The organism is Arcicella sp. (assembly GCF_964672035.1).
Window position 1 is genome coordinate 52,369 of record NZ_CBABQS010000018.1, and the last position, 17,670, is coordinate 70,038.

General features: G+C 34.2%; 16 protein-coding genes. 6 read left to right on the forward strand and 10 right to left on the reverse strand.

Annotated elements, in window-relative coordinates:
* Positions 1-29: 29 nt before the first annotated feature.
* Positions 30-2,357 (forward strand): FdhF/YdeP family oxidoreductase, encoded by a 2,328-nt coding sequence (locus tag AC1W31_RS07355; protein ID WP_481733771.1) that lies wholly within the window; start codon positions 30-32, stop codon positions 2,355-2,357.
* 124 nt (positions 2,358-2,481) lie between these two features.
* On the opposite strand, the gene AC1W31_RS07360 is transcribed toward AC1W31_RS07355, so the two are convergent.
* Entirely contained in the window at positions 2,482-3,300 is an 819-nt protein-coding gene (locus AC1W31_RS07360) for a 2,3,4,5-tetrahydropyridine-2,6-dicarboxylate N-succinyltransferase (RefSeq protein WP_481733772.1), read from the reverse strand.
* 1,027 nt (positions 3,301-4,327) lie between these two features.
* On the opposite strand from AC1W31_RS07360, the gene gap reads away from it, so the two are divergent.
* On the forward strand, positions 4,328-5,341 hold the full coding sequence (gene gap, locus AC1W31_RS07365; RefSeq protein WP_481733773.1) for a type I glyceraldehyde-3-phosphate dehydrogenase: 1,014 nt from the start codon (positions 4,328-4,330) through the stop codon (positions 5,339-5,341).
* A 49-nt stretch (positions 5,342-5,390) separates the two neighbouring features.
* On the opposite strand, the gene trmB is transcribed toward gap, so the two are convergent.
* Both trmB and AC1W31_RS07375 read right to left on the reverse strand, forming a co-directional pair.
* Positions 5,391-6,050, reverse strand: a complete 660-nt coding sequence (gene trmB / locus AC1W31_RS07370) for a tRNA (guanosine(46)-N7)-methyltransferase TrmB (RefSeq protein ID WP_481733774.1) — start codon at positions 6,048-6,050, stop codon at positions 5,391-5,393.
* Between the two features lie 388 nt (positions 6,051-6,438).
* Complete coding sequence (locus tag AC1W31_RS07375; protein ID WP_481733775.1) at positions 6,439-7,749, reverse strand: bifunctional folylpolyglutamate synthase/dihydrofolate synthase; 1,311 nt, start codon at positions 7,747-7,749, stop codon at positions 6,439-6,441.
* 155 nt (positions 7,750-7,904) lie between these two features.
* On the opposite strand from AC1W31_RS07375, the gene gldC reads away from it, so the two are divergent.
* Both gldC and AC1W31_RS07385 read left to right on the forward strand, forming a co-directional pair.
* Positions 7,905-8,252: a gliding motility protein GldC gene (gldC, locus tag AC1W31_RS07380; protein WP_481733776.1), complete on the forward strand. Its 348-nt coding sequence runs from the start codon at positions 7,905-7,907 to the stop codon at positions 8,250-8,252.
* Positions 8,253-8,339: 87 nt separating this feature from the next.
* On the forward strand, positions 8,340-9,368 hold the full coding sequence (locus tag AC1W31_RS07385; RefSeq protein WP_481733777.1) for a thioredoxin family protein: 1,029 nt from the start codon (positions 8,340-8,342) through the stop codon (positions 9,366-9,368).
* 50 nt (positions 9,369-9,418) lie between these two features.
* Here the strand turns inward: AC1W31_RS07385 and AC1W31_RS07390 are convergent, their stop codons facing one another.
* The 7 genes from AC1W31_RS07390 to AC1W31_RS07420 form a co-directional block, all read right to left on the reverse strand.
* A complete protein-coding gene (locus tag AC1W31_RS07390) occupies positions 9,419-9,916 on the reverse strand; it encodes a tetratricopeptide repeat protein (RefSeq protein ID WP_481733778.1) in 498 nt (165 codons plus the stop codon).
* 54 nt (positions 9,917-9,970) lie between these two features.
* Positions 9,971-10,333 (reverse strand): MmcQ/YjbR family DNA-binding protein, encoded by a 363-nt coding sequence (locus AC1W31_RS07395; RefSeq protein ID WP_481733779.1) that lies wholly within the window; start codon positions 10,331-10,333, stop codon positions 9,971-9,973.
* Between the two features lie 63 nt (positions 10,334-10,396).
* On the reverse strand, positions 10,397-10,585 hold the full coding sequence (locus AC1W31_RS07400) for a DUF6728 family protein (protein WP_481733780.1): 189 nt from the start codon (positions 10,583-10,585) through the stop codon (positions 10,397-10,399).
* A gap of 62 nt (positions 10,586-10,647) precedes the next feature.
* Positions 10,648-12,684: a (E)-4-hydroxy-3-methylbut-2-enyl-diphosphate synthase gene (ispG, locus tag AC1W31_RS07405; RefSeq protein ID WP_481733781.1), complete on the reverse strand. Its 2,037-nt coding sequence runs from the start codon at positions 12,682-12,684 to the stop codon at positions 10,648-10,650.
* Positions 12,685-12,783: 99 nt separating this feature from the next.
* Positions 12,784-13,644 (reverse strand): sugar phosphate nucleotidyltransferase, encoded by an 861-nt coding sequence (locus AC1W31_RS07410; protein ID WP_481733782.1) that lies wholly within the window; start codon positions 13,642-13,644, stop codon positions 12,784-12,786.
* Between the two features lie 49 nt (positions 13,645-13,693).
* A complete protein-coding gene (locus AC1W31_RS07415) occupies positions 13,694-14,773 on the reverse strand; it encodes a GHMP family kinase ATP-binding protein (RefSeq protein WP_481733783.1) in 1,080 nt (359 codons plus the stop codon).
* A gap of 42 nt (positions 14,774-14,815) precedes the next feature.
* Entirely contained in the window at positions 14,816-16,168 is a 1,353-nt protein-coding gene (locus tag AC1W31_RS07420) for a Gfo/Idh/MocA family protein (protein WP_481733784.1), read from the reverse strand.
* A gap of 343 nt (positions 16,169-16,511) precedes the next feature.
* On the opposite strand from AC1W31_RS07420, the gene AC1W31_RS07425 reads away from it, so the two are divergent.
* Together AC1W31_RS07425 and folE are read left to right on the forward strand one after the other, a co-directional pair.
* Positions 16,512-16,928, forward strand: coding sequence for a 6-pyruvoyl trahydropterin synthase family protein (locus AC1W31_RS07425; protein WP_481733788.1), 417 nt, complete (start codon positions 16,512-16,514; stop codon positions 16,926-16,928).
* Complete coding sequence (gene folE / locus AC1W31_RS07430; RefSeq protein ID WP_481733785.1) at positions 16,888-17,589, forward strand: GTP cyclohydrolase I FolE; 702 nt, start codon at positions 16,888-16,890, stop codon at positions 17,587-17,589. Before AC1W31_RS07425 ends, folE begins: the two co-directional genes overlap by 41 nt.
* Positions 17,590-17,670 lie beyond the last annotated feature (81 nt).

The following is a 17,670-nucleotide window of genomic DNA, read 5'->3' on the forward strand; positions in this document are numbered from 1 at the left end:
AAATTTCCCTACTATTTAACTTAGCAATCATGAACAATATCAATCCAAATACTCCCTTAGCATTTACAGGACTAAAATTAGATTTACCTTACGATGAAGCCGTTGGTATAACCGCTGTTGCTTCGTCTGTAAGACACGTCTTTGGCGCAATGCCCTTTGTTAGAGGTATAAAGACTTTATTCAAACTAAATCAAAAGCACGGCATTGATTGCCCAAGTTGTGCTTGGCCCGACCCCGACCATCGTTCTGCTATCGCTGAATATTGCGAAAGTGGTGCAAAAGCCATTGCGGAGGAAGCTACAACGCTAAAAGTAACGCCTGTTTTTTTCCAAAGATATTCAGTAGAAGAACTTTCTAACAAATCTGATTATTGGTTAGGACAACAAGGTCGCCTGACGCACCCAATGATTGTACGTGAGGGACAAACCCATTACGAGAAAATTTCGTGGAATGATACCTTTCAATTTATTGGTACATCCTTAAAAAATCTTCCATCTCCCAATGACGCAATTTTCTATACTTCGGGACGCACCTCTAATGAAGCCGCATTTCTGTATCAACTCTTTGTTAGAATGTATGGAACGAACAATATGCCAGACTGCTCTAATATGTGTCATGAATCCTCGGGGTCAGCACTGATAGCAACGCTGGGTATAGGGAAAGGCTCTACTACTTTGAAGGATTTGGAGAAAGCGGAGGTAATCATTATCATGGGACAAAACCCTGGTACAAATGCTCCTCGAATGTTAAGTTCTTTAGAAAGAGCCAAAAGAAATGGGGCAAAAATAGTTGCGATAAATCCCTTGATTGAAGCGGGTTTATTAGCCTTCAAAAACCCACAAGACGTGCGTGATATACTCACAGGTGCGACAACTTTAACGGATATTTATCTACAAGTAAATCTAAATCAAGACTTAGCATTAATAAAATGTATCATAAAACTATTAGTGGAGGCTGATACACTTTCAGACGGTCAAGTTTTTGATTATTCTTTCATAAATGCTGAAACTGAAGGTTTTAAGGATTTAATTGATAATTTGAATGGTTATTCAATTTATCAATTAGCCATTCAATCAGGCGTAGAATTAGGTAAAATTCAACAAGTTGCAGACCTTTTGGCGGTACATAACAAAATAGTTATCTGTTGGGCGATGGGCATGACGCAACATAAAAATTCTGTTATTTCTATTCAGGAAGTTGTTAATCTTTTATTACTCAAAGGGAGTATTGGACGTGAGGGTGCGGGGACTTTTCCTGTACGGGGGCATAGTAATGTACAAGGGAATAGAACGGTTGGTATATTTGAAAAACCTTCTCAAAAATTGTTGGATAGTATCGAGAAAGTCTTTGGTTTTAAGCCCCCACAAGAGCATGGTTTCGGAACGGTGGAGGCAATCAAAGTAATGCACGAAAAGAAGGGAAAGGTGTTCTTTGGGTTGGGTGGAAATTTCCTTTCTGCTACGCCTGATACTGACTATACCGCAAGAGCAATGACCAATTGTGATTTAACAGTTCATGTATCCACAAAATTAAATCGTTCGCATTTGGTACACGGAAAGGTGGGAATAATTCTACCTACGCTTGGTCGGACGGATGAGGATATACAGGCAAGTGGACAACAATTTGTTACCGTAGAAAATTCTACTGGTTTTGTTCATAACTCAAAAGGTATACTTTCTCCACCGTCAGATACCTTACTTTCTGAACCAGCTATTGTTGCTGCAATGGCAAAAGCAACGCTTGATGTCAATAAGTATGAAGTGAATTGGGATAATTTAATTGGTGACTATAATGGAATTCGGGATTTAATAGAACAAACAGTTGAAGGTTTTGATAATTACAATGCTCGGGTAGTCAATGAGGAGGGTTTCTTTTTACCAAATGCTCCCAGAGAAGGTAAATTTACGACGGAAAGTAAAAAAGCACAGTTTACAATAAATGCTCCAACGCAACACTCTTTAAAAGAAAATGAATATTTAATGATGACCATACGCTCACACGACCAATTTAATACCACCATTTATGGTTTAAATGACCGCTACAGAGGAATATATAATGAGCGGAGGGTAATTATGATGAATGAAAAAGACATCACTGACGCAAATTTAACCCATTATCAAGTAGTTAATCTTCATAACTATTACGGGGGAACGCATAGGGAAGTGCAACGTTTCATTGTAGTGCCTTATAATATTCCTTTAAAGAATGTAGCAACCTATTTTCCAGAAGCCAATCCATTAGTACCAATAGATTCAATAGCTGATAAGAGTAATACACCAACGTCTAAGTCTGTTGTAATTATGATTGAACCTGTTTTAGAAAATGGGAAGGTAGTTATTGCGGAGGTTAGGGATTAGTAGTAACTAAAGATTAGGAAATGAACAAACATTTAAGAGATAATAAAATAATCAAATAACAAGAAAAGTCGTGGAGGACTTCTCCCCTATCTCTACTTTTCTTGTTATTTTAAATAATTGAAACTTAAACAGTTACATTGTTTTCACGTAAGGCTTGGTTTAATGAAGTTTTTAAATCTGTACTCTCTTTACGTTTACCAATAATCAAAGCACATGGTACATTATATTCACCCGCTGGGAATTTCTTCGTTAAACTTCCAGGAATAACAACGCTATTCTCAGGTACAAATCCAATGTATTCCACTGGTTCAGGGCCAGTTATATCAATGATTTTAGAGCTACCAGTAATAGTGACGCCCGCACCCAAAACAGCACGTTTACCAATTCTTGCTCCTTCAACCACGATACAACGTGAACCGATGAAAGCACCATCTTCAATAATTACTGGAGCTGCCTGAGCGGGTTCTAAAACGCCACCAATACCAACACCACCACTTAAATGCACATCTTTTCCGATTTGCGCACAACTTCCAACCGTTGCCCAAGTATCAACCATCGTTCCAGAATCTACGTAAGCACCAATATTTACATACGAAGGCATCATAATTACGCCTTTCGCTAAGAATGCTCCATAACGTGCAACCGCAGGAGGAACAACTCTTACGCCCAAAGCAGCATAATTATTTTTTAATTTCATTTTATCGTGAAATTCAAAAATACCTACTTCTTGTACTTCCATTTGACGCATTGGGAAATACATAATAATTGCTTTTTTCACCCAATCATTCACCGTCCATGAACCATCTTCATTTGGTTGAGCCGTACGTAATTCTCCTTTATCAACTTTCTCTACGATTGTTTCAATTGCAGTTTTTGTTTCTTGTGTTGAGCGGAGGCTGGTATCCTCCCATGCGTTTTCAATAATAGTTTTTAATTGTTCCATTAAATATTTCAGTATTTATTCATTTGAAATTTAAAATACAAAGTAAAAGTATTTCAACGATATTACATCAACAAGAAGATTATTTTGATATTATTCAGACAGAATTTTCTGAATAATCTGGAGGGATTATGTTAGAGTATTTGTAGAATCAGTATTAAGTTTTACACAAGCTAATACATTATAATACGCTGATTACTAAGCATATATAATATTATTGAAAATGAATATATTTGAAAACAATATTATATTTGGTATTTATATTTTTATTATCTTACTAATCGTATATTTATATTTATGACATATTGTCAGCAAGTAAAACAATGACAATACTTTAATATTTCACATGATTATAATACTTAATTGCTCCACAACTTTGCCAAATTAGTAAACTTTGGTCTATTATATAATTATATTACAATAAGTTATTCTATAATTATGCCAGCATATCATTCTAAACTTTCCTGACTAGGAAGCAAGATTAGATTACGTTATTTTTAATTTTTTTATAATCTATCTTGAATACTAATTTACACTTTTTATCAATGCTTACAAGGTAGTGCAGAATTTTGATATATTATTACTTTCAGAGAATTTCATGTCAATTTTATAACCTTTACTCCTTGTTTAATGAATAATATATTAAAATCCTTTAGATTACTTTTCAAACTGTATATAATCGAGTATTTTAATTTGTGTGGCAGTTGTTTATTATCTCTCAAAGCACAGTTTATATCCTCATAGGCTGGATAGCGAGATACACTAAATTTTTCGACTTTCTCGTTTTATCATAAGAAGGTCAATCAGCAAAAAAGCATTAAGAGTACTAATATAAGCAGTAAGGCTAAACATAATTACTACTATTTTTAGTAATTTTAACCAACATAACAAGATTTTACTAATTTATATAGTTAGTATTACTAAGTTACCTATTTTGTATTTGGCTCCTCTAGTTTGTATTATGTCATTAAATACATTACTTTTGTAGAGTATTTAAATCAAGTAATTTATAATTTACATTCTCTTAAAGATGGCAAAAGTTAAAGTTGCAATTAATGGTTTTGGTAGAATAGGACGTTTAGTCTATCGCCAAATTTATAACATGGAAGGCATTGATGTAGTAGCAATCAATGACTTAACGAGTCCAAAGGTATTGGCTCATTTGTTGAAATATGACTCAGCACAAGGACGTTTTAACGTAGAAGTTTCTTCAACAGACAACACGATTGTGGTTAATGGCGAGGCTGTTACTATTTATGCTCAAAGAGATCCTGCTTTAATTCCTTGGGGTCAACATGATGTAGATGTTGTTTTAGAATGTACTGGTTTTTTTGCCGATACAGAAAAAGCTTCTGCTCATATTACTGCTGGTGCAAAAAAAGTAGTAATCTCCGCTCCTGCTACTGGTGATGCAAAAACAATCGTATTCAATGTAAACCATCAAATTTTAGATGGTAGCGAAACTGTAATTAGCGGCGCATCATGTACGACAAACTGTTTGGCTCCAATGGCTCAGGTTTTAGAAGAGCAATTCGGGATTGTGAATGGTTTAATGACAACTGTACACGCTTATACAAATGATCAGAATACGTTGGATGCTCCACATCCAAAAGGTGATTTGAGAAGAGCAAGAGCAGCAGCTGAAAATATAGTTCCAAATTCAACTGGAGCAGCAAAAGCGATTGGCTTGGTACTTCCTTCTTTGAAAGGTAAATTGGATGGTTCAGCTCAAAGAGTTCCAGTGATCACAGGTTCATTAACTGAATTAACGGTAGTCTTAGCTAAAAAGACAACAGTTGAAGAAATTAATGCTGCAATGAAAGCTGCATCAAATGAGAGCTTTGGATATAATGTTGATGAAATTGTAAGCAGCGACATTATTGGAACATCATTCGGTTCATTATTTGATGCCACTCAAACGAAAGTTCAAAATGTAGGAGATACGCAATTAGTTCGTACTGTTTCTTGGTATGATAATGAAATGTCTTACGTTTCACAGTTGGTAAGAACGGTTAATTATTTTGCTCAATTGATCAATAAATAATCTCTTCCCGAATGACAAAGAAGGCTTCTCAAAATTTGAGGAGCCTTCTTTATAGTATGAATTGACAAGAGAGGTAATTAATGTTAAAGCCCTTCGCCGTGAATTTTTCTTCAAATCTTGTTTTAATACCATGATGAATGACATTCAAGTCCGACTTGTATAAATCCTTTGTATAAATAAAGTTGCACACACCAAATTTATTCAAACTTTCTATTGAATAGTCAAAAAACGCCTCATTGTCAGTTTTTAAATGTAGTAAACCATCTTCGTTTAAAAGGAATTTGTATATCTTCAAGAACCTTTCATTTGTCATTCTTCTTCTCACACCACTATATAATGAGTGAGGATCTGGAAAAGTAATCCATATCTCAGAAACTTCTTCCTGATTAAAAAAGTCAAGCAAATCATGAACTTTAGCTCTTAAAAAAACCACATTATCAAGTCCTAACGCTATTGCTTGGTTACTCCCAACCGCAATTCTATCTCCTTTAATATCAATTCCGATAAAGTTTTTATCAGGAAATACTTTAGCTAAACCAACTGTATATTCACCTTTACCACATCCTAATTCTAAAATTATTGGATTTTTGTTTTTAAAAAACTCCTCATCCCAATTTCCTTTAATCGTTTCAAATAATGGCTTACCCCTCTGAATTACATTACTATTAATCTCAATTTCTTGGAATCTTATGTTTTTCTTTCTACTCATATTTATGTATACTAAAAATAATAGTCGAATAGACTTTGACTATTTCCTGAAATATATTTTAGTTTAAAACTCCTTATGTCCTTCGTAATTAATGATAAGTAGCTGATTTACAATACCTTAACTATTTAGTTAGTATTTTGAAAGGGTAAAACTTGTCTATCATTTTACTACTAATTCATAAGTAACTGAAAATCAACTACTTATGAATTAAATTAAAGTGGCTGAGAATCGCTTAAAAAATATTATTCCTGATAGTTATACCATGATTGACTTCTCATTTAATAAATATCAAATGTCAAAAGAATACCTATTGAGTTAATTTATTTGCAGAATAATATTTTGTTGTGTAATTATCAAAAAAAATAATCGAGGAATTACCTGGATTTACTCAATTTATTAAAGTATCAAAGTTCTCAGAAATCTCAGCAACTACAAATGTGCTTCCGCCAATATAAATTAAATCATTGAGATTGGCTTTTGATTTGACATAAATTATTGCCTCGTTTACATTTGCAATCTCCTCTCCTACTAGTCCATATTTTCTGGCTTCTTCTAATAATTTAGCCGAATTTAGCGCTCTTGGAATATTTGCCTCACAAAAAATATAATTGGCGTCTTTAGGAAGCAATGATAAAATACTTGAAATATCTTTATCAGCCACAAACCCTAAAACCATCCATAATTTACAATATTCAATTTTTTCAAGACTGCTTAATACTTGTGATATTCCTGCAATATTATGAGCAGTATCACAAATCATTCTTGGATTTTCAGATAGTATTTGCCAACGCCCTTTTAAACCCGTTTGACAAATTACCGATTTTAATCCGTCCAAAGTTGCTCTTTTGTTGATTCCAAAACCCAAATCATTTAAAATGTCAACCGATTTAAGTACCCCTAAAATATTTTTTAACTGATATTGTCCTACCAATTGAGATTGTATTTCTCTTTTCTGATAATTGGTTAAATCCAATAATTCAACTTGCAATAAAAAATCCTTTTCTGCAAAGTTTAACACTTTGTAAAAATCTTCTGCAAAATATAAAGGTGCATTTTCTTTCTTTGCCTTTTCAATAAAAACAGCTTCAGTGTCCACGTTTCTTTCACTTACAACCACCGGAATTTGAGATTTAATAATCCCTGCTTTTTCAAATGCAATTTCTGGAAGTGTCTCTCCGAGAATATCTGTATGATCATAACTTATATTGGTAATTAAAGAAAGTAATGGTGTAATGATGTTTGTAGAATCTAATCGACCACCTAAACCAACCTCAATAACGGCAATATCTACTTGTTCTTGAGCAAAATATTCAAAAGCCATACCTACACTCATTTCGAAAAAAGAAGGCTTTAAGTTGGCAAGAAATACCATATTTTTTTCGACAAAAGTAATTACCTTTTCTTCTGGAATCGGAGCGCCATTAATTCTTATTCTCTCTGTAAATGATTTTAAATGGGGCGAAGTATATAATCCAGTTTTATAACCAGCACTTTGCAAAATAGATGCTATATAATGAGATGAACTTCCTTTACCATTTGTACCAGCAATATGAATCGTATTAAATTTACACTGAGGATTGTTGAGATAGTTACAAAGTTCGATTGTATTATTTAAATCTGCCTTAAATGCTTTTTTACCAATCCGATGAAATACTGGAAGTTGTTGATAAAGATATTCTATGGTTTCTTGATAATTCATCTTCGACATCATGTTTTACTTGATAATGATTAAGATTTAAATTGGGGTGCAAAGTTAGTCGTTATCTTTTATGATTTGATAGGTCAAAATGGAAAATAATCAATTAATTTTGTGATAAAAATGGAGATACTCCATGTTAATCGTAAAAGCATTTTATGAAAAATTCAGAAATTAATTTTAAAATTTTATTAGACGACGATAATATTCCAGAACAAATTTCATGGTCGGCAACCGAAAACCCCAATGAAGGTATCGAAGAAACAAAGTCAATATTTATTGGTGTTTGGGATAATTACAACAAAGGATTAATGGCATTGCCACTATGGACGAAAGATATGGAAGTCTTTGATATGAAGCGTTTTTATATCGAAGTTATAGGTAGTATCGGTGATACTTTGGAACGAGCAACAGGTGATCAAAAAACAGCATTACTCATTGAAAATCTATGTAAAACAATGACAAAAGATTTAAGAGAAGAAATAAAAGCTGCTGAAAAAGTGTAATTCCTTTTGTTAAGGATTGTTAAAGCCAATTTCTTATCATGAGATTGGCATATTTTTGGAATCCATACATGAAATAAACAAAAATCCATGAAAAAGTACTTTTTTACGCTGTTATGTCTAACCATTGTAAGTACTTCTTTTTCCCAAAAAGGAACTGCATTTTTACAAACAGGAAATCTTAGAACCGTCTTTGATTTTGCAAAAGCACAAAATAAACCCGTTTTTTTAGAAGTGTATGCGCCTACTTGTCATGTTTGTAATGCTTTTAAACCCACATTTGACCTTGTCCAAGTTGGTAATTATTATAACCAGAATTTTGTTTCTTATAAATTAGACATTACAACTCCTGAAGGCGCAGCATTTTTGAATAAACAAGGTTTATATATTTTATCAACGCCAACCCTCCTATTTTTTGATAAAGACGTTAAATTAATTCACATCAGTATTTTGGGTGAAAATAATAATTCGGCTCAAACATTGATAGATGCGGGAACGAAAGCCTTGAATCCTACGCAAAGAACTTCTGCTTATAAAGCAAGTTTTAGAAGTGGCAACAGAGAAACAAATTTCTTAATTGAATACGGGATGATTTCGAGAGTTATGCGAGATACCATTGATAATATTTCAGCGATGAATGCTTACGCAAAGAAAATACCAACCGCTCAATATGGGAATAATACAAATTTCTTATTGCTACAAAAAGTAATAATTGATGATGAGAACGCAATATTTAAGTCGATGATGAGTAATTTGAGTGGCTTGTATGTAAAAAATAATAAAAAATTAGTGAATCAAACTGCTGAAAATATCATCATGTATTCTTTGTATAGTAGCCGAGGAATGCGATATTCAACCACAAAAATCAATACAGTTCGAGTAAACTTAGCTAAATTAGGGATTGATAAAAAGTCAATTGATGGACGAATTTGGCGAGAAGAAAGCAAAGCATATTTTAGGGAAAATCAACCCGCAAAAGCGATTGCTGTATTGAGTAAATTAATTGATAACAAGACAGATAAGGCATCTTATTTATTCTTGAGTAATTGGGTAAAATCAAGTACTTCGGATAAAACAGCAGTTTCAACGGCCAATCAATGGGTAGCTAAAGGGAAATAGTGAGTCCATCAACTCATAAAGAAAGCGAATCTTTAAAAGATTCGCTTTCTTTATTTTCGTATATAATCAAATTTTGTTTTCAGAATATAATCAGCGTCTTCATCTCCTAATTCAACCGCTTTTTTGAAATCAATAATGGCATTTTCAACTTGACCAATTAAATAGCGAGACATTCCTCTCCAACGTAATGTTTCTGCATTACTACTTCGATAAAACCAATCAGCTTTGTCAAATTCTAAGAATGCTCTATCAAACTCTTCCAATTTATAAAGAATTTTACCTTTTAACACAAAATAATCTGGGATGGTATTATCGAACGAAATAGATTGTTCAATGTCGTAAAGTGCAGAGAAATAATTTTCTAAAAGAAGATTAACTTTTCCTCTTAAAAAATAAGCTTTTGCAGATTTGGGGAAATACTTAAGTTTTTCCGTAAAGAAAATTTGTGCTTCTGAATATTTTTTTTCTGACAATAAGAGTTCACCTTCTCCTAACTTTTCAAGGTCTCGCAAACTATAGAATTTTTCTTCCAACCAATTGAAAAACATCAAGGTTAGAAAAAAGGGGAGAAAAAAAAGTAGTAGTAACCATTCCATAATTCATTAATTATTTTTAAAATTATCCAATTCGGTTTGTACTTTTTTAGGTAATCCAGAAACGACTAATTCATACGACTGGTCGGTTAATTCTTTCAATTGTTTTGTGGAAGAATGCTCACAATTAATCGTATTCCAGTGAGTTTTATTCATGTGATATGCCCCAACAATATAATCAAATTCATCCCTTAGCTCAATAGCTTTGGCAGGATTACACTTTAAACTTACCCTAAAACTCTCTGATTCTAAAGAAGTTAAGGCAAATATTTTTCCCATCACCTTGTAAACAAGTGTATTTGGTCCGAAAGGCAGTTCTTCGGTTACGCTTTTTTTTGCAATGCAATATTCTCTAAATTCTTCGATATTCATGGTATCTCTAAGATTTGAGAAATGAACTTTTAGCAAAATAGTAATTGCTTATTTTTCAGATCTTTATCTAAAAAATGCTCTATAAATCATTACACAAACACACATCAAAAACATCAAAATTGATATTTTATTGATAAAGTGCATGGTTTTAATGTTAAAATTTGTGGGTTTTGAAGGATCACGTTTTCCAAAAATTCTGAAAAAATAGCTGAATGCTTCGCCTAATTTGAATTGATCTTTAAGTTTTGACATTTTAATGTGCCTCGAATCTCCAGATTCAAGAAGTTTTGTGTTTGTACGATTCTGGAGAATCGTTATACGTTTGTTGGTTCAAACCAAATACCATCTTCTTTAATAATATCAATCAATTCATTTACTGCATTGTCCGAATGCACTGATTTTTTGATAACATTTTGCCCTCGGTACAAAGCGATTTTATCTTTCCCTACCCCAACATAACCGTAATCCGCATCTGCCATTTCACCAGGTCCATTCACAATACAGCCCATGATTCCAATTTTTACGCCTTTCAAATGTTCCGTTCTTTTCCGAATCATGGCAGTTGTTTCTTGCAAATCAAAAAGGGTTCTTCCACACGATGGACAAGAGATATATTCGGTCTTACTCATCCGTGTACGGGCAGCTTGCAAGATTCCGAAAGCTGTAGAATTGTAACTTTTTGATAGATTCAAAAGTTCAGTTTTATTTGTTAAATCAGGCAATTTCAATAAAATACCATCGCCAAAACCATCAATTAAGAGTCCACCACAGTCGGTAGCTGAAAATAATTGAAAATCTGATTGTGGTAACATTGCATATCTTCTAACTAAAACGACTGGAACCGTATTTTGATTATCAATAAGTTCAAAAAATAGTCTTCGCAATTCAGGCATTGCGTGAGTGTTATCAGTTTCAATAAAAAGCACAATTTGCTTTTCTTCACTTAATTGTTTTAAAAAATCTGAGGTTAATTCGCTAAGATTAACTTTTACAAAATTTAACAACTCATGCTTTTGTGGATTCGTTAAATATTGTTCAATATCCATTAATGGATATTTATTGATTTTATCTTCCGCATTCTCCCAAACATCAACATCTAAAATCTCTTTCAATCCCATGGGCAGCATATAGCCAGCAGGTTTTTTACCAGTGTATATATAATCAGCACCCAAGTCATTCATCGACCATTTATCGGGCAAAGGAATATAATAATGCCCAATGGGTTTTAAATCATCGTGTTCAATAACTGCTATTTGAGAAAAATCAGCAATGACTCTCGGTACATTATGTCCCCCAAAATTAGCTACTTCATGCGTTGCCCTTCTAAAATACTGAAATGGATTGATAGGCGAATCAAATTCCAATTGTGAGTTGTGAGTTGTGAGTTGTGAGTTAAATCCAGCGATAAATTTTGAAGTTTCTTTTCTGTTTGAATACCTATCAATTAAAGCCCTTGCAACGGGTGCTTCAAATTCTGGGTCTTCAGTTAGACTTACTCTAACGGTATCTCCTAAACCATCTTCTAATAATGTTCCAATCCCAACGGCAGATTTAATTCTACCGTCTTCTCCTTCACCAGCTTCGGTTACACCTAAATGTAAAGGATATGGTTTTAATCCTTCTTCATTCAGTTTTTTACATAACAAGCGATACGCCTCCACCATGACTTGGGTATTTGAGGCTTTCATGGAAAGTACGATATTGTAATAATTCTCATCTTCACAAATACGCAAAAATTCTAATGCTGATTCGACCATTCCAAGCGGCGTGTCACCGTATCTACTCAAAATTCTATCACTCAAAGAACCATGATTTGTGCCAATGCGCATCGCTGTACCATATTCTTTGCAAATATTCACCAAAGGCATAAACTTTTTTCGGATTCTATCTAACTCATCTTGGTAACCTGATTCGGTATAATCAATATTTTCAAAACGCTTTTTATCGGCATAATTTCCTGGATTAATTCTCACTTTTTCAACCAAACGAGCTGCTAATTCTGCTGCATTGGGCGTAAAATGAATATCGGCAACTAAGGGAACATTATATCCACGGATTCTTAATTCTTTCCGAATAATCTCTAAATTTTGAGCCTCTTTAACCGAAGGAGCAGTGATTCGCACGTATTCACAACCCGATTCAATCATGCGAATCGTTTGCTCAACCGAACCGATTGTGTCCATGGTATCAATCGTGGTCATTGATTGCACTCTAATGGGGAAATCTGAACCCATTGGAATATCGCCAATGTTGACGGTAATGGTTTTTCTACGTGAATATTCCGTTAATGAATTGGCATAACGGTTTCCGTTTTGGATAAGATTTATGATTTGTGAATTGATATTTGACATATATGAGTTAAAACTGAGCGAATTAGATACAAAGATAAAAAAAATCCCTCAACAAACTTATAACGTTTATTGAGGGCAGATAGTTAGGAATTTTTGAAATTAAAAATCGCCAAAAGTGTCCACTAAATATTGCTGAACAATAGAAATATCTCCTTTGGAAGTTAAATCAGGCACATTTTCTTCAACGCCAACCGTTATTACTTTCTTTGGATTTTCGCTGGCCATTTTCATAACAGCGGTTGGCAACTCCCTTTCATTTCTGATTGGATTAAATGGTTCTTTACGGACATATTCCAAAATATCATCGTAATTGAAATGAAAAACATTCATGTTTACCCCGATTTTCCCATTTAGATCACGAGCAGATTCAATTTGTTCTTCGTTGGGTTTTTCAATGATTTCAACTAAATAATTATCTGCATCGGCTTTAATTACCGCAAATGATTTAACTCGTTCTGGCTCAACCCCTAATGCAATACTTTCATAAGAAACAACCGCATTTTGAACTGGATTTTCACTCAATAATTTCAAAACATTGACCGAATATAAATTATCAGAATTACAAACCGTAAATCTATCGCCTTTCCATTCGGGTGTTTGCTCCAAGGCTTGTTGAATAGCATCGGCAGTTCCTGCGGGTTTTTCACGGTCGGGAGCAATTGTTTGGGTGGCATATAAAAACTTCATGCCCCATGCTTTCCCTTCCTTTACAAGTTTATCGTAATAGGGTTTTGTTACATGGTCTATCGGATTTTTCAGGATCAAAACTTCATCATAGCCCGCCTTGTGAGCATTGTAAATAAGATAATCCATGAATGGACGACCATCCTTTCCCACACCAATCATTCCCTTGGGAAGTGTATTTGCCTGTTGAACTAAGGTAGAATCAAGTGCTTCTGAACCTTCTACTTTTTTCATTCGTGACGACATTCCGCCCGCCATGATTAATAATTTTGCCATTTAGTGTTTTAATTCGTTCTAAAAACTATTCTCTATTGATTATTCTCTATTAACTATTTTCCAATCTCGATCCTTCATCAACGGTAATTATGTACGCCTTCCCTCCTTGTTGTTCAATTGCCTTGGCAACTTTTTCAGGATTTTCGGGTGCATACACAAACATACAACCCCCTCCACCCGAACCATTAATTTTACCACCCAAAGCCCCAGCATCCAAACCAGCTTGAATCATCCTATCAATTTTTGGGGTTGAGATTTTAAGATTTTCTCGTAAATTAAATTGATGTTGATTTAAGAGATCGCCTAATGTATAATCTTCAAACGATTCTGATTTTAGTAATGATAATGCTTCTTTCAAAATTCGATGATTATCTATATTACCAGCAATTAATTCTTGTTCTTCAAAAGTTAGGAAATCTTTAAAATCTTGTACACTATCAAAATTTGCGGTAAAAAGGGAAAAGTCTGGAAATCTATTTTTGATTTTTTCAATCGCAACTAAAACACCTCCTTTCACTCGTTTAAGCAATCCAACGGTATCTTTCGGCTCTTGAGAATCACCCAAAACAAATGTTCCTAAGTTGGGTTTTAAATTCTCTACACTAATTTTCGGAATGGATTGCAAGTAAATAACATTTCCGCAGGCAGTAGAATAGTGATCCATCATTCCCCCAGCTTCCTTAAACTCCACAACCTCCGCACGGTAAGCAATTTCAGCAATCGCTTCAGGAGAAATTGATTTGGGAAGATCGGCAATTCTGGATAGAAAATTTATCCAATTTGCCAATAAAGCCGATGAACTGGAAGTACCTGAGTTAATCGGTATGTTTCCATGAACAGTACATTCTAATCCTTTTTTAAAAGTATAACCTTCTCTTTGTAAAATATTTAATGCCGAGCGAAAATAATCCCTTTTATAAACATAAGGCATTTCTGGAAAAATATCGAATACTAATTTTCGCTTAATATCGGGTAAATGAATTACTGCTTTTGAATCATATAATTGATGTCCCGAAATATTTACTCTTTTTGAAATTGCCGCTGCAATAACGGGTAATCCTAAATAGTCTTGATGTTCACCAAATAAGCAAATTCTCCCTGGTGTTGAAATCTTTATTGTTTTTATCATTAAAATTCGGCAATAAATTACGTAAAATTAGTGAATTTTTTCTCAATACTCATCTCCCAAACCAAATATCGGCTTATTCGTCCTCCATTTCCCACGGGTAAAATCTGGAATTTTTACGGGTGCCGAACCTTTAGCAATTGATTCTTCAGAAAGTGGACTAATGGCCGACCATGCTGCAGCATCATATACATCAATTGGTGGCGCTACTTTACGCTTGATAGATTCGATAAATGCTCGTAAGATAAAATAATCAATTCCGCCGTGTCCAGCTTTCTCCGCATTTGCTGCATGATTTTTCCATAGTGGATGGTCATATTTATCTTGATATTCCTTGAAATCATCCCAAGTATGCGGTTTTTTACTGATACCCTCCAAATAGATATGATTGCCATCGTTCATCCAAAGCCCATTAGTACCTTGTACACGAAAACCCAGAGAATAAGGTCGGGGCAAATTGGTATCGTGCGAAATCATAATGGTTTGACCGTTGGCACATTTAATATTCGTAGTGACAACATCACCTAATTTAAACTTTACTTTAGCATTTGGATGGTTTTCTCCGCCATTTTTTACAATATAGTTGTGCAAACCAACACCTTGCGAGGCAATTGAGGTTAAATAAAGAAACTGATTTCCTCGATTGATATTTAACATCTCAGCCACTGGCCCTAAACCATGCGTTGGATACAAGTCTCCGTTTCTATCGACTGAATGTTGCGTTCTCCATTTTGCTTCTGAAAATCCTTTTTCGCCAAATTCAACGCCTCCTCCGTACGGTTTTTTACCATCATTAAATTTCACTTCTCTTAAATCGTGTTGGTAACCACATTGGGTATGAACCAACTCACCAAACATATTTTGCCGAACCATATTCAAAACCGCCATCACATCCCGACGATAACAAACATTTTCTAAAATCATACAATGTGACCCCGTCTTCTCGAACATATTCACCAAATCCCATGATTCTTGTAATTTAACGGTTGCCGAAACTTCAACGGCGGTATATTTACCCGCTTTCATCGAAACGAGCGCCATCGGAACGTGCCATTCCCACGGGGTAGCAATCACAACGCCATCCAAATCTTCCCGTTTAACCATATTCTCAAAATCGTGGTCGCCATTTTTATAAATAGCAGGTACTTTTTTGCCCTTTGCTCTTATTAAAGATAAAGATTCATTGATGGCATTCTGGTCAATGTCACAAATAGCAGTCACCTCAACATCATCCCTAAATAGGGCTTGTTCGAGATGATTGCGCCCCCTAAGCCCAATGCCAATAAAACCTAATCGAACTTTTTTATCCTCTTTTTGTTTACCAAATACGATGTTCGGTAAAATCACGGCTGAGGAACTTACTAAGGCAGTTTTCTGAATAAAATCTCTTCGTTGCATAATTGATGATACTTAAAGGTAAAATAAATATCCGTTAAGTTACAAGACTTTTCTGAACTACTCTCGTTTCAAGAGTGTTTTTTGTAAAGTAGGACAGTTATTAAGTTTTGTTTAAGTTTTAATAATAAATATTAAACAAAACTAAACAATTTTAAACTACATTCGGTTAATACAATTGAATAACGCACGCTGATTTAGTTTAATAGTATTGCTGACAACCTTTCAGACGGCTTTTAAACTTGGAGACTAAATCCCCGAATTATTGTCTCAGTTCTGTAAAACGGAATAGCTAACCGTTTAAATGAACCCTGATTCTCAATACATTTTAAGAACAAAACCCATGATGCCAAAAAAAGTAGCGGTGTTTAGGAAAGAGCATTTTAATGCTGCCCACCGTCTCAACAATCCGAATTGGTCGGATGAAAAGAATGAACGTGTCTATGGAAAATGTAATAACTACAATTATCACGGACACAATTACGATTTGATTGTTCAAGTAACGGGTGAAATTAATCCCGAAACAGGTTATGTAATGGATATGAAAGTTTTAAGTGATCTCATCAAAAGTGAAGTTTTGGATAAATTTGATCACAAAAATCTAAACCTTGATACCGAAGAATTTAGTGACTTAAATCCATCAGCAGAACATATTGCCATTGTAATTTACGACAAACTAAAACCGCAAATTGACCCACAATTTGACCTTAAAATAAGACTATATGAAACAGAAAGAAACTTTGTTGAATACCCTGTTGGTTGATAACAATAATAAAATAATGTTTTCGGATGAAGAAATTGGCGATGACCACATAATGACTTCCGTAGATACCCCCATGCGTGAGGATGCTTTTGAAATGAATGACGATGAAAAAATAGCACAAATTGAATACCATTTTCGGCAGATTATGGAAACATTGGGCTTAGATTTAACCGATGACTCATTAAAAGGAACGCCCAAACGAGTTGCAAAAATGTATGTCAAGGAAATCTTTAGTGGACTCGACCCTAAGAACATGCCTGCTATTGCACTATTTGAAAATAAATATCAGTACAATGATATGTTGGTAGAGAAAAACATCACCTTCTATTCAAATTGTGAACACCATTTTGTGCCAATTATTGGCAAGGCTCACGTTTCGTACATTGCCAATGGAAAAGTAATTGGGCTTTCTAAATTGAACAGAATTGTACAGCATTTCGCCAAACGTCCACAGGTACAAGAACGCCTAACGATGCAAATTGCGAAGGAATTAGAAAAAATATTAGGTACCAAAGATATTGCAGTAGTGATTGATGCCAAACACCTTTGCGTTTCGTCAAGAGGTATTCAGGATGATACTTCAACTACGATTACGAGTTATTACGGAGGTAAATTTCAAGAAGATGCCACTAAAGCAGAATTTTTGAAATATGTAGGATAACAATTACTTTTTAACGCATTTTAAAAGCATCGAGAATTTAGAATCTTGGTGCTTTTTTGTATTTTTGGCATTCACTATTTG